The following is a 14,152-nucleotide window of genomic DNA, read 5'->3' as shown; positions in this document are numbered from 1 at the left end:
CCATCGGTCATCGATCCGTCGATTACGCACGCCCGGAAAGCGCGACTACGTCAGGACCTGGGCACGAACACACGGCTGAACAGTTGAATCAACGTGTTGCCACCTGGTACGTACCGGCTCGTGAGCGACACCTTGGCAGCGATTTGGGCGTCGGTGCTCAACCACACGCGTTCGCCGCGCGCTAGGCGAATGACGTCGCCTGGCTCGAGCCAGTGGTCGTACGAAGAGATCGACCGGGTGAGCCATAGGCGTGCCTTGTCTGCTCGCAGATCTGAGTCCACAGCGATGCGCCAGGAAACGGTCTGGCCAGGCATCACGCGGAAGTGCACCACCATCTTCGGGGTGACGTCCTCACGGGTGTCGTGATGGGAGGTACCAGCAAAAGCGCGGCACGAGCTTATGGGTTTCATCTTCTTCTCCGTGATGTAAGCCGGCGGACGAAGACACCCAAAAAGCAAAAGGCCCCGTCCTGAGTCGGCGGGGCCTTGCGAAAGCTTAGATCGGTCTCACATCTTTCGCGCGCAATCGCCCCTGAATGCTGCCCACATTGGGCATACATTTCGGCTAATCGGAATCGCGATGAAGGCGGAGGTTTTCATAGACTTGAGTATCGCCACGATGAGCGTGACCTGTCAACATGATTCTTGATCCGGTCGCCGCGCAAAACAGCGGTAGTGGACGCATGCATGCAATGCTCATCCTGACGTAGCTGAACGCTGGCGGGGGTTGCGGCGCAGTGCGCCAACTACGATGCGGCTACCATCGCGCGAGGTGTGGGTCGGGGGCCGACGCGCCCGGCCCATTCAACTGAGATGATCAAGAATCAGCGAATGTTTCCGAGCTGGCAGCGTGTCAGGGGCCGCGGAAACGAGACCAATTTGCTCGCCCGTACGCCATCGCAACTGTGCGCGTTCTTCTCGATCCAGCGAAAGGCTGGCCTCTTCGAAATTCCGGTGTTGCTTTGGTTGCGACGTTATCGCGTCGATGGATTGCAGTGTCGTGACCGAGCGTTGAGCGATCCATAGCCAGTGGTGGACTCGATACCAGGGTGCATCGCTGGGTAGATCCAGCCGTCTGATTTCGGCGAGATGCCCTTCGGGCGAAAAGAAGAGGGAGAGGATTTCGTAAGCAGGAAGCATGGTTCGGTCCTAGCTCGTTATGCAAGTTCGCCTGAGCCCTGATCTGCAGGCTGTATCGCATAGGATTTGGTGTCGTCTGCCAAGCCCTCGTCCGTATCGGGCCCGATGAGGAAGGGCGCCGCCAGGCGAGAGGCTTCAGCCCGAAGGACAGATGCTTATCAGCCGTTTGAGTCGTATCTCGCGCGGCTGTCATGAATGGTTGCGAGATTCGCACGTGCCCATCGTGCCAACTGACGTACGGGCTCTGACAGCGATTGACCTAACGCCGTTAGCGTGTACTCGACCTGCGGCGGGATTGTAGGGTAGACCGTGCGCTCAACCATGCCGTCGCGCTCAAGCATTTTCAGGGTCCGCGTGAGCATTTGTTGTGAGATGCCGCCAACCTGGCGCTTCAATTCGTTGAACCGTCGCGGTCGGTCGCAAAGTGCCACCACCACCTGCATGGTCCATTTGTCCCCCACGCGGTTAAGAACCTCGCTGACCTGATGACAGTCAGGGGGAGCGTCGAGCGGGGCGGGTACTTCCATATGACCTGGTCCTGAAAATATGCGTTCTTGTGGAGTGATGGGCGGTCAACTACATTGCTTCGGTCAACATTCTAGACCGAGTCAAACTCGAACGTCTTTCCGATCGCGTCAATTCAGGAGACCATCATGATTCTCTACCACGCCCCTGGTGCCTGCAGCCTGGCCGACCACATCGCGCTGATCGAGGCAGGACTATCCTACAAGCTTGTCGCTGTCGGTCGAGACAAGCGGACCGACGACGGCCGCGATTTCTGGACGATTAATCCGAAGGGCTATACGCCCGCACTTGAACTCGACGACGGAACCGTCCTGACCGAAAACCTCGCCATTCTCGCCTACGTTGCCCATCTGACGGGCAGACTGCTGCCCGAGGATGGCTTCGGGCGCTGGCGCGCGCTGGAAGCCACTTCTTTCATGACCACCGAGATCCACGGCAACTTCAGGCCGTACTTCTACGATGCACCGCAGGCAGAGAAGGGCACGGCGCGGAAGATACTGGACAGGCGCTTCGCAACCATCGCCGAACAGCTCGACGACAAGCCATTTCTGGTAGGCGAGCGAATGACAATCGCGGACCCTTATCTGTTCGTCATGCTGACATGGGCGGCCATGTTCGGGGTCGAGGTGCCGGAACGGCTTGACGCCTATCTCGCCCGGATGAAGACAGAGCCATCGGTCGTCAAGGCTCTCGCCGAAGAGGGGCTTGCCTGACCAATCCATTTATACTGGAGCGCCAAATGGCCGGGGAAGCTTGCCCGATGGAACACGTAATCTCTGATGTTGAGCAACTGGAAGCGATTTACGGCACGCCGGGTGAACGTGCACTCTGGAAGGAAATCGACTATCTGAATGACGACTATCGTGCCGGCAGGGCGAACGTGTGGACGATGCTTATGCGGACCACGTGCTCGATCTGGTCGAACTGGGTCACGTGCGCAATCGTTATCCGCACGAGTTGTCGGGCGGCATGCAGCAGCGTGTCGCGATTGCGCGCGCGCTCGCGTCGAGACCGCGCTTCCTGTTCATGGACGAACCGTTCAGCGCGGTCGATGCGTTGAGCCGCACGCGCCTGCAGGACATCACGCTCCAGATCGCGACTGAGCTGGCGCTGACGGTCGCGCTGGTGACACACGACATCGACGAGGCGGCCTATCTGGCCGACCGGGTACTGGTACTCGCCCCGCATGGCGTGGGTGTCATCGAGGACCTCGAGATTCGACTGTCGCGTCCGCGCGCGCAAATGGAGACGCGGGAGAGTCCCGAATTTCTCCACTATCGCGGCGTCTTGCTGAACAAGGTTCTGGAGCGTCAATGAGCATAGGGACTAAAACGTCGGGCGGTCGTATTGCATCCCGGCGCACGCTGGCGACGCAGTGGCAGTTGTTCGTGGTACGTCATATCGGCTGGTTCGTCGTCGGGCTGCTGCTCGTTGTCTGGCAGGTGCTGGCCGGTACGGTCCCTGGCCTGGCGCAGGTGCTGCCGCCGGTGGACCGTGTCGTCGCGCGTGCGGCAGAGGTGTTCACGCAGGGTTCGCTGCCCGTGGAACTCGGTGACACACTGGCTGTCATGGCCGTCGGCTATCTGATCGGTAGCGTGGCCGGCATCGTGATGGGTACGCTGATTGGCCGCAGTCGCGCCGCGTATTATCGGTTCGAGCCACTGATCGAGCTGACGCGCCCGATTCCGATTGCTGCGATCGTACCGCTTCTCATGCTGTTTCTCGGACTGGGCGCAGGCCTGAAGATTGGAGCGGTGACGATCACCGCGTTTTTCCCGGTACTGATGAATACCTACGCCGCATTTCGCAGCACACCGCGCACGCTCGACGAGACGGCGCGGACGTTCGGCCTTCCGCCGCTGCAATCGCTGCTGAAGGTTGCGCTGCCACACGCAGTGCCGGCGATCCTGGTCGGCATGCGCCTGTCGCTGGCGATCTCGCTGGTGGTGACGGTCTTCACTGAAATGATCGCGGGCAATAGTGGCGTCGGATATTTCATCCTGAACAGCCAGCAGAACATGTCGATCGTGGATCTATACGTCGGTGTGCTGACACTGGCGATCGTCGGCTATTTACTCAATCGGGCGTTCGTGTTCGCCGAGCGCCGGATTGTTCCGTGGCATATCAGTAACCGCCGACCGGATTGACGGCGGACGGGCTGATTCAGTCAGCCTGTTGTTTCGATCTAATTAATTCGCATATCTAAATAATAAGCGGTGGAATGGCGCGGGGAATTGTGCTGCTCGGCCATGCTTTCAGGACAAGCCATGACAATAAAGAAAATTGCCATAAACATGATGTTTTCCGTGCCCGCAGCGCTAGGGGCAGCGTCCGCTTACGCTCAGTCGAGCGTGACGCTGTACGGTGCGATCGATAATTCAATCCAGTATGCGAGAAGCGGCGGGACGGGTACCGCCCGTCTCGACACGAGCAACGTGTTTCCCTCGAACTGGGGATTTCAGGGGAGCGAAGACATCGGAGGTGGCACCCATGTGATCTTCCGCCTGGAAAATGGCTTTAACGGCAATAACGGGACGACCGCTCAGACCAACAAGATTTTCGGCCGCGAAGCATGGGTCGGCATGGACGGTGTGTTCGGACGGTTTCAGGTCGGGCTCAACAACACGCCGGAGATGTATGGGCTCATTCGCTTCGAAACCGGTCTGCTCGGGCACTGGGACTGGGGGCATGCAGCAAATAACTACGATTTCTTCAATTCGACCAAGGTGGCCAATTCGGTGCTGTACACGTCGCCGAATCTATCTGGGCTTACGATTTCCGCCATGTACGCGGACACGGGGAGCGGTGATTCGACGTCGCCGTCGACGCTTGGGAACGTTGTCTCGGCTGGGCTGTATTATACGCACGGGCCATTTGCGCTCGAGGCCGATTACGAAAGCCAGGTCTACACAACTGCATCGACGTTAGCGGCGAGTTCACCGACGAGCACCGGCAACCATGATCTGTTTGGCGTGTCCTACGACTTTGGGATCGCGAAGATTGACGGTATTGTCGTGATCCACCGCGGGGCGTCGGCGGTTCAGTCGATTAATGCGACGACCTACGCGGTTCCAAATAATATTTATTACGACATTTCTGCTCAGATTCCGACTGGCCCAAGTGGCGCGTTCATGCTTAGTTTCGGCCAGTATAAGAAGCAGGGAAATTCGGATGGCAATTCCACGTCTTATGGGCTGCGATATGACTATCGCTCGTCGAAGGTGACGGGAGTCTATACCGGGGTTGCTGGTGTGAAAAATGGCCGGGATGCGGGTTTTACTGTAAATGGATCGCAGGGGGGGCGGAATTCCTGTCGCTCCGGGTAAGAATGAGCTTGCGTTCATTGCTGGTATCGTTCATATGTTTTGATACTGAAGATAACCTGGACGTTTCTGGGAATCAGGTTTGTTCTTCGATCGATGCAATCATTCAGCGAACGAGCGTGGCAGCAAACGGTTACGCGATCTATGCCAAGTTCGCGCGTAAGCTGTCTTCGGTTCTCACTAGCATCAAAACGACGCCTTAATTCGGCCTGCCGTGGAACTGCGCTCCTCAATCGCGGCTCGGCTATCTGCCGCCCGCACAGCTACGAGATTTGCACGTCCGACAGTCTCAATCCGTTCTTCGCCGGGTTTCGCTCGTTCACAGGAATCATAACGCCGAGTCCAGGACCGCTCGATCTTGCCGGTAGACCGAACGTCATGCTCCGGCTTAGGAAGGGGGCGGAGCCCTACCGGCAGATGTCATCTTGGCAGCCATTCACGTTCGTTGGGAAATTTGAATGCTTCTCATATTGAACGAAAGAATAATATGATTGAGGCTGCGTTGCTGACAACCGCGCTCACAGCGACTGCCTCATCCGTGAGTGTTGGAGTATCCGTGCTCTCCGAAATCGGAGGGTCTGCGACGGAATATGGATAACGTTGAGTTCGCGATGTGAAGGGCGATTGAAGAACGGGCAGCGTCATCGTGAGTTCCTGGTTGTATAAAGGTCGCCTGCCGGGTGGCGGACATGGAGATCTAGTGAGTCGTCTTGTCGTTGTTTCAAACCGTATTGCTGATCCGCGCAAGGCTGCCGCCGGCGGACTGGCTGTGGCTCTGAAGGAGAGCTTGCAACGCACCGGTGGGCTCTGGTTCGGCTGGAGCGGAAAAATTCGCGATGCGCCGGACACATCGGGCGGCCAATCGGATGTTCAACTGCAGGCCTCCGGCAATGTCACGCTGGCCACCATTGACCTGAACCAGCAGGATTACGATACGTACTACCTGGGTTATGCCAACGGCGTGTTGTGGCCGGTCTTTCACTACCGGCTCGATCTCGCGAACTTCGATACACACTTTGCCACGGCATACCGGCGTGTGAACCAGCTCTTTGCCCGCAGGCTGATGGCGCTGCTCAGACCAGATGACGTGATCTGGGTTCACGACTATCACTTGATTCCGCTGGCTGCCGAATTACGGGCAATGGGGTGTGGTAACCGGATAGGGTTCTTCCTGCATATCCCCATGCCGCCGCCGCTCATCATGGCGGCGCTTCCCGAACACGAATGGCTGATGCGCTCGCTGTTTGCCTACGACCTGGTTGGCTTGCAGACTGAAATCGACGTAACCCACTTCACGCATTACGTCGAATCGGAGGCGCATGCACAACGGGTCGGCACAGACGGGTTGCGCGCTTTCAACCGTACGTTGCGTATCGGGGCGTACCCGATCGGCATTGATGTCGACGAATTCACGGCATTGGCCAATGCGAAAGAAGGGCGCGACATGTTCGTGCGGATGCGTGAGGAGTATTCGCGAAGACGGCTTCTCCTTGGTGTCGACCGGCTTGATTACTCGAAGGGCCTGCCGCAGCGGGTCCATGCGTTCCGTGAACTGCTCGCCCACTATCCGGAAAATCACAATAGCGCGACGCTGATCCAGATTGCGTCACCCAGTCGCGGGGACGTCGGGGCGTATGAGGATCTGCGCCGACAGATGGACAGTCTGTGCGGCGCGATTAATGGCGACTATGGTGAGCTGGACTGGATGCCGGTTCGCTACATTCACCGCAACGTGGCGCGCAGACGCCTGCCGGGTCTGTATCGCGCGAGCCGGGTAGCGCTCGTGACGCCACTGCGTGATGGGATGAACCTGGTGGCTAAAGAATTCATCGCGGCGCAGGATCCTGCTGACCCTGGCATGCTGGTGCTCTCGCGTTTCGCCGGGGCTGCGGAACAGTTGAAGGAGGCATTGCTCGTGAACCCGTATGACATACAAGGTACGGCTCACGCCATCCAGAAGGCACTGACGATGCCGCTAGAGGAGCGGGTACGGAGACACGATGCGTTGCTCAGGCGGGTGCGCGAGCAGGACGTGCACTGGTGGTCATCCCGTTTTCTCGATGCGCTGGCGGATACATCGCACGGCGCGGGTGACTGAAGCCGGGTCATTTCTGAAACAGCATTGCCCGGGGCAACGTAGACCGCCATCCGTGCACCCGATTGGCCTCGGGAAGGGAGCGCCGAGTATGGATCTATCGATGTGGCTAACAGAACGGAGGATCAACGTTTGACCAGCGTGTTTGTGAGAAAAATCCGGCTGACGCTGTTTGCCCTACTGGTGTGCTGCGGATCGGGTCCGGCGGTTGCCCAGGAGTTCGGACTCTATACGGGGCCGTTGACCGGAGGCGGACAACATTCGTACTCCTGGGCAATGGATTATCAGGAGGGGTTCGGGAAGTATTTTGCGGGGAGTATTACGTGGCTTAATGAAGGCCATATACCGGGCCACCATCGCGACGGCCACCTCGCCCAATTTTGGGCCCGTCTGCCGCTCGCGAGCCGGCGCCTGGTTTTCGCCGTTGGCGCGGGGCCCTATCGCTATTTCGATACGGTGCCGGCCGAGCAGGGTGCCGCGTATGCCAATACGCATGGCTGGGGGATGGTCTACAGTGCCCGCGCCACGTATTACACGTCGCACCGCTGGACGATGAATCTGCAACTGAACCGGGTTCAGATCGCGGGCGGCCCTTCGACCAGTGCGGTCCTGGCAGGCATCGGATACCAGCTTGATGCCCCGGATACGCCTGGACCACGCGATTACGCGTTGCCACGGCAAGGCTTGGTGACCCAGAACGAGATCACGGCGATGGCTGGAGAAACGATCCTCAACAGCCTGCAATCCCAGAGTTCGGCGGCTGAGGCGATTGAATACCGGCGGGGCATCGGCCGCTTCACTGACGTGACGATCGGCTATCTGCACGAAGGTAATCAGATCGTGGCCCGTCGGGATGGGCTGACGGTACAACTCTGGCTGACGCGGGCGTTCCTGGATGAACGGTTGACGCTCGGTGTAGGCGGAGGCGCCTATGCGGCCATCCATCACGGTGAGGATCCTGATAGCCGTACTACAGGAGACGGCATCCTGTCGGGTATCGTGTCCCTCTCGGCGTCGTACCGGATGAGTCACCATTGGGCCGCGCGCGTGACGTGGAACCGGGTGGTGACACGGTATAGCCGCGACACGGATGTGCTACTCGGTGGCATCGGCTACAGGTTCTGAGGAAGTCTGTGAGTGGCGACGCTGGTGAACGTGATCGATTGAGCGCGCGGTCGATGGAAGCGAAATTGCAGACTGTCGGCGCTGTAGCGTCTATCCGTTGACAGTCGGGAAATCAAAGGCTTTTTAATGCCTTGCTTCTGCAACTGCGCCATTTCGCGTCGCGGTTGTGTTCGCCGGCAAGATGGGAAATCTGTCTGTTCAGCGCGGAGGCGTTGTTGTGCTCAGGTGATATCGCGCCATAATCGCGCTATTCTTCAGGCAGTTAGCGAGTGCTGGTTCATCCAGCCCTGGCCGGATACCGGGGCGCCACAGGTCTCATACAGATAATGATTTCGGTTCAGGACGACATTACGCAGCGGCTCGGGGTGCTGCCCAACCTCTTTCAGTCGGCGCCCGCAGACCCGGAGGCGGTCCGCCGCCTCTGGGCGTTCGCATGTGTGGCCTACCTCGATAATCCGTTGCCGGAACGCTTTAGGGAGCGCCTGTGTGTCTGGTTGTCGCGTTTCTGTGAGGTTCGATATTGTGTGGCGAGGCATGTGGGCTTTCTGGTCTCGCTCGAAAGCGCCGCGAACGAGCCCGGATCGCGCGGCATCGATAGCGTGCTGCCGCTGCTTGACACGGGCCTGCCCAGAGGGGCGACGTTGCGTGAGCATATCGGGCGTTGTGCGGCCTGCAGGGAGCCGTTCGGCACACTGCCGCCCGAGGACCCCGCACTGGAACTTTCGATATTTGCCTGCGCCACACATGTTTTCTTTCAGACGGAAGAGGCAGCCGGCTGTCTCACGGCACTTTCGCGGGCGTTGGGTCACGCGCGAACACAACAGGTCCTCCTGCTGCAGTCGTTCCTGCATCATGAACATGATCTCACCCGCATGCACCCCGAGTTGCTCCTTGACGACGATGTCGAGCAACTGTTGGCGACGTACCCGGAACTCGGACGGCGGCTGTTCGAGGATCCGGAGGTCCGGCTCGTGCAGAGCATCGGCTTTCGGCCGGAAGCCGGAAATATGTTGTGCAACGCGAGTGGGGAGGAGATCACCGAGACGGCAATGCGTTTGAAGCAGGAACTGGACGACAGCCGGCTACTGCACGAGATCAGCAACGAACTGATCCGCGAACAGCAGATCGATGCGCTGTACGGCAAGATCGTCGACGCGGCAACGCGGTTGATGCATTCGCAGTTCGCCACGATGCAGATGGTCGATATGTCTGAGGCGGGTGTCAGGGAGCTTCGGCTGCTGGCACACCATGGCCTCGTCCCTGACGCTGCTGAACGCTGGCGGCATGTCCGCCCGGACTCGGCAACAACGTGCGGTGCCGCGCTCCGGACCGAAAAACGCGTCATGGTGCCCGATGTCGAGCTGTGTGATTTTATCGTCCGTGGCTCCGATCGGCCCACCTTCCTCAGCGCAGGCATCCGCGCCGTTCAGACCACGCCCCTTTGTTCACGCGACGGAACCGTAGTCGGGATGATCTCGACGCACTGGAGTTACCCACACGAACCATGCGGGCGAGAGTTGCGCCTGCTCGACATACTTGCGCGGCAGGCAGCGGATCTGATCGAGCGGACGCGGATCGAGGAGATTGCGAGAAGAAACGATGACCGGCAAGCCTTTTTGCTGAGACTCAGCGACACGTTGCGGCCGCTGGCGGACGACGCTGCGATCCAGGGCGAGGCGGTTCAGATGCTGGGCGAATACCTCGATGTGACGTGGTCGTTTTATTACGAGGTCGAGCCGGGTGGCGAATATGGTGTAGTTCGACAGGACCACGTCCGGGGAGCCGCGCGAAGTGTGGCGGGACGTTACCGTCTGGAAGATACGCCGACCGTCAGCAATGCGTTACGCGCCGGGCGCCCGCTGGCGATTGCGAACGTGACGGCGAGTTCGGTGCTGAGCGATGCTGATCGTGCATTAGCGGCACGACTGTCGATTGGCGCATATCTGTGCGTGCCGCTGGTGAAGCACGGTAATCCGGTTGGCCTCCTGACAGTGGCGGACGTATCGCCAAGGTCATGGACCGCCGACGAGATCGCCCTGGTGGGAGAGGTCGGCGAGCGTACCTGGGTGCAGATCGAGCACGCACGCGCCGAAACATCCCTCATTGCGAGCGAGGGCCGATTGCGCGACGCCGACAGGATGAAGGACCAGTTTCTGGCCACGCTCGCACATGAACTGCGCAACCCGCTTGCGCCTATCCGCAGTGGGCTGGATCTGCTCCGACTAGCCGCTACAGCGACGGATTCGGCACAGGTGCTGGAGATGCTTGAGCGGCAAGTGGATCACATCATCCGTCTCGTGGATGACCTGCTCGAAGTGTCACGGATCACACGCGGCACTATCGAGCTTAAGCGGGAAGCGCTGGATCTCGGATCAGTGCTCAAGGCAGCTGTCGATGCCAGCCTGCCACTAGTCCAGCGGGCTGGACATCGACTGGATCTGAAGCTATCCGATGGAGTAGTTCCGGTGTACGGCGATGCGGTGCGGCTGACCCAGGTGTTCGCCAATCTGCTGAACAATGCTGCGAGGTACACCGATAATGGCGGCAGGATCGAACTCACAGCGCAGTGTGGTGGCGATGCTGTGATGATCAGCGTGAGGGACGACGGAATTGGTCTGGCGCCCGAACAGTTGCCCAGACTTTTCCAGATGTTCGTGCAGGTCGATCCTGGTGCAACCTACGCCCAGGGTGGACTGGGTATCGGCCTGTCGCTCGCACAGCGCCTGGTACAGATGCACGGTGGAAGTATTACAGCCGATAGTCCCGGCCTCGGTTACGGCAGCTGTTTTACGGTGACATTGCCCCTATCGAGTGCGGAAATTGCGCCCATAGTCGCCTCGCGGCATGCCGTATCGGCTGACCTTGGCAATCTGCGTGTGATGATCGTGGATGACAACCAGGACGCTCGGGACAGTCTTGGGATGCTGATCGAATGTTTTGGAGCGGCGGTGCGCATCATGGCCGATGGTGCCTCGGCGCTGGAGGCGATCGACGAGTACCGGCCGGCGGCGGTGTTGCTTGACATCGGGATGCCGACCATGGATGGCTACGAGGTTGCACGTCGTATCCGGGCCGACCCGTGCAACAACGCGATGGCGCTGATCGCGATAACCGGGTGGGGCCAGGCGCAGGACCGGGAACAGACACGTGCCGCGGGCTTTGACCATCATCTCGTCAAGCCAGTCGATCTGACCGTTCTCGAAAAGCTGCTCGCCGATGTGCAGGCGAAGCGCTGGGCGACCACGCACCGTTAGTCCTCGGGCGAGCGGGACTGGCTACCCGTGTGTATAGTTTGCCGTTGACGCAGGTCTTGTCTTGATGCGCCGACCATGAGGATCGCGTTGAGGAGGCCTTCCCTCTTATCTGTAACGTCCCGAAGCACAACTCGACTGGCTCGTGTGCTCATCTCATTCAGTTCTTGATTCAGCCGAACGCGTCGATCGTTATTATCAGTTCGGCCGGTGCCCTCGCGGTCGCTATGTTGCCCGGCGTGGGCTAGTCAAAAGTTTTCAACGCTGGCGCGTCGAGCTGCTGGCGATCGACGACGCGCCGTATTGAGTCGCGACAGCCGGCTCTGGGTCAAGCGAGCCATTGACTGGCAGACCGAAAGAGGTGCGTGTGACGAGTTTGCTGCTGCGTTTCCAGCTGCAATTCGCGGAAGAAGTGCGCTGGCAGTGTCGACTCAGGTACTGTTCCTGACTCGATTTGCGCTGTCTGGGTGGTGGTACGTCCTGGCGCGGACCGACTGCACCGAGACCGACTTCGGTGGCGCTCACGCCTGTAATGAGCGGGATCCCTGCGTACGCCACGTGAATGCGCGTTCGCGGGCGGAGCCGAGGAAGGAGCAGCCGGTGGCTGACTGTCAACGCCGCCCTTTAGATCGATGGACGCGGCGCACAGTCAAGCATTCGGGAGAGAAGACACCGTAACGATGCGCGCCCGACCAGAGAGCGTTTGGCCAGAGTGGAATCGGAGCAATGCCTCATTCGCTCGCGTTTCGACCGTGGAATCGAGGGCCTGTGAGTCCACGCGCCACATTGATTGCCACTCACCTGACGAAGCCGCTCGACATACGCCTGAAACGCGTCGCCACGGTGCGCCTCATTGCCAAGGACGCTGCGGCACCGGAAATCGCGAACGACTTTTCATATGCGGTACGGTGCCACGAGGCACGGTTGCATCTCGGTACTATGAGCCATCCCGTGCGGATGATCGGGCGTTGCCGGAAGGGCTGTCCGAAGCGATGATGGGTGATTCCTTTGTGCCGGACGGGTATGCCGCAAAGACGGCTTGCAGGCGTCGCCAGCGCTTCGCTTCAATTCTGGTTAGGCTTGTCCCGAACGTTAGCGATTCAGCGGAAAGCGGTCCTCCGGGGCCTTACATATTATTCAGGACGTGGTCTCCACGTCCAGGTGTGAGATTGGGGTGAACGTCACAGACAAAGGAGAACAAGTTGGCATATGACGTCAGGGTAACCGCTTTTCGCCACGTTGACGCCTGGCGTGACTCGCCAGCGAACAACAATGAGAGTCGGATATGCACGGGTTTCAACGGAAGACCAAAACCTTGATTTACAGATTATGGCGTTGGAGAAGGCAGGATGCACGCGTCTGTTTTCCGATCATGGCGTTTCGGGGGGACGCTTTTCTCGACCGGGCCTCGACTCGGCGCTCCAGGCGATAACACCTGGTGACACGTTGGTGGTATGGCGGCTTGACCGCCTTGGCCGCTCGCTACGCAAACTGGTCGAACTCGTCGATGAACTGGGCGGCAAGGGCGTTGAGTTTGTGTCGCTGAACGAGTCCATTGACACGACTTCTTCTGGAGGAGTGCTGATGTTCCATATGATGGCCGCTCTCGCGCAGTTCGAGCGTTCGCTGATCAGCGAACGCACTCGAGCGGGGTTGGCTGCGGCGCGCAAGCGCGGTAAAACATTGGGCCGTCGTCGGTTGTTGTCCCCGCAGCAGTGCGACGAGGCGCGGCATCTGCTTGAGATGGAAGGCGCGGACGCTGTCGCCGCCAGATTGAATGTCCATCCGAGTACGCTGCGGCGCAGCCTGCTGTTGGCTCAGGCGGACGCCGACGAGATCTGCGGGTGACGGGAGACGTTGCGGTGTGGTAGCGCGCCGCAACTGACGACAGTCACCGCACGCACTAACGCGATTGGTTTCGGCTGCTTCCCGGCTCGTGACGACGGGAAGCAGCACAGATCTCGTCGAGCAAAGATTTCAGCGGACCGAACGGCTCAAACGCGCATGTCTGAAACGTGGGCCGGAAGTCGCCCGGGACGAACTGGCGGAATCACGTGAGGTCTTCGGGCGAGGAGCGGTGACCGTTCGCCACAACCGACCGATCGTCGAGCCTACGTTGCAGGGTGCGGGGATGGATCTCGAACCGGGCCGCGACAACGGCAAGCGGGCTGGCTGCGAGCAGCACGCCAGCCTCGTCGCACTGGGCCTGCGTGAGAGCGCGACGCCGCCCAAGGTGCTGCCCTCGGGCGCGAGCAGCCGCCATCCCAGCGCGGGTTCGTTCGCTGATCAGCGAACGCTCGAACTGTGCGAGCGCCGCCATGACATGAAATACAAGAACCCCTCCAGAGGAGGTGGTGTTGATGCATTCATTCAGCGATACGAACTCGATATCACGTGCCCCAAGTTCGTCAATCAGTTCTACCAGCTTGCGCAACGTGCGACCGAGCCGGTCAAGCCGCCATACCACCAGCGTGTCGCCTGGCGCGAGGGCTTCCAATGCGCATTTCAGTCCGGGCCTCGAGAACTGTGAACCTGAAATGCCGTGATCAGAAAACAGGCGAGAACATCCTGCTCCCTCCAAAGCTGCAATTTGCAGGTCGAGATTCTGGTCTTCGGTTGAGACCCTTGCATAACCAATTTTCACGGTGACTTTCCTGATTGACGCAACAGCCTTTGCCTCAAGCAAATGAGGTA

The 14,152-nt window shown here is 59.5% G+C and carries 12 protein-coding genes; 8 read left to right on the top strand and 4 right to left on the bottom strand.

The window, feature by feature from the left end:
- Window positions 1-50: 50 nt before the first annotated feature.
- The 3 genes from FQ755_RS07950 to FQ755_RS07940 form a co-directional block, all read right to left on the bottom strand.
- Entirely contained in the window at window positions 51-410 is a 360-nt protein-coding gene (locus FQ755_RS07950) for a DUF2917 domain-containing protein (protein WP_144152852.1), read from the bottom strand.
- Window positions 411-803: 393 nt separating this feature from the next.
- Window positions 804-1,139, bottom strand: a complete 336-nt coding sequence (locus tag FQ755_RS07945; protein WP_144152850.1) for a hypothetical protein — start codon at window positions 1,137-1,139, stop codon at window positions 804-806.
- A 158-nt stretch (window positions 1,140-1,297) separates the two neighbouring features.
- Entirely contained in the window at window positions 1,298-1,666 is a 369-nt protein-coding gene (locus FQ755_RS07940; RefSeq protein ID WP_144152848.1) for a winged helix-turn-helix transcriptional regulator, read from the bottom strand.
- A 126-nt stretch (window positions 1,667-1,792) separates the two neighbouring features.
- Here FQ755_RS07940 and FQ755_RS07935 point away from each other — a divergent pair, with 126 nt between their 5' ends.
- From FQ755_RS07935 to FQ755_RS07900, 8 genes are all read left to right on the top strand, one after another.
- Window positions 1,793-2,377, top strand: coding sequence for a glutathione binding-like protein (locus FQ755_RS07935; protein ID WP_144152846.1), 585 nt, complete (start codon window positions 1,793-1,795; stop codon window positions 2,375-2,377).
- 169 nt (window positions 2,378-2,546) lie between these two features.
- Window positions 2,547-2,981 (top strand): ATP-binding cassette domain-containing protein, encoded by a 435-nt coding sequence (locus FQ755_RS38535; protein ID WP_144152844.1) that lies wholly within the window; start codon window positions 2,547-2,549, stop codon window positions 2,979-2,981.
- Entirely contained in the window at window positions 2,978-3,811 is an 834-nt protein-coding gene (locus tag FQ755_RS07925) for an ABC transporter permease (RefSeq protein WP_144152842.1), read from the top strand. Before FQ755_RS38535 ends, FQ755_RS07925 begins: the two co-directional genes overlap by 4 nt.
- A 120-nt stretch (window positions 3,812-3,931) precedes the next feature.
- Window positions 3,932-4,990, top strand: coding sequence for a porin (locus FQ755_RS07920; protein ID WP_186308448.1), 1,059 nt, complete (start codon window positions 3,932-3,934; stop codon window positions 4,988-4,990).
- A gap of 697 nt (window positions 4,991-5,687) precedes the next feature.
- Window positions 5,688-7,085: an alpha,alpha-trehalose-phosphate synthase (UDP-forming) gene (otsA, locus tag FQ755_RS07915; RefSeq protein WP_144152967.1), complete on the top strand. Its 1,398-nt coding sequence runs from the start codon at window positions 5,688-5,690 to the stop codon at window positions 7,083-7,085.
- 138 nt (window positions 7,086-7,223) lie between these two features.
- Window positions 7,224-8,207: a hypothetical protein gene (locus FQ755_RS07910; protein WP_409937252.1), complete on the top strand. Its 984-nt coding sequence runs from the start codon at window positions 7,224-7,226 to the stop codon at window positions 8,205-8,207.
- 326 nt (window positions 8,208-8,533) lie between these two features.
- Complete coding sequence (locus FQ755_RS07905; protein ID WP_144152838.1) at window positions 8,534-11,461, top strand: ATP-binding protein; 2,928 nt, start codon at window positions 8,534-8,536, stop codon at window positions 11,459-11,461.
- 1,269 nt (window positions 11,462-12,730) lie between these two features.
- On the top strand, window positions 12,731-13,306 hold the full coding sequence (locus tag FQ755_RS07900; RefSeq protein ID WP_144152836.1) for a recombinase family protein: 576 nt from the start codon (window positions 12,731-12,733) through the stop codon (window positions 13,304-13,306).
- Window positions 13,307-13,508: 202 nt separating this feature from the next.
- Here FQ755_RS07900 and FQ755_RS07895 read toward each other — a convergent pair whose 3' ends face one another.
- The gene (locus tag FQ755_RS07895) at window positions 13,509-14,102 is read right to left on the bottom strand and encodes a recombinase family protein (RefSeq protein ID WP_144152834.1); all 594 of its coding nucleotides are present in this window, start codon (window positions 14,100-14,102) and stop codon (window positions 13,509-13,511) included.
- Window positions 14,103-14,152: the final 50 nt, after the last annotated feature.

The sequence above is a fragment of the Paraburkholderia sp. BCC1885 genome (genome assembly GCF_900996235.1).
GTDB lineage: Bacteria > Pseudomonadota > Gammaproteobacteria > Burkholderiales > Burkholderiaceae > Paraburkholderia.
This window is presented reverse-complemented; position numbering and strand designations above follow the sequence as displayed.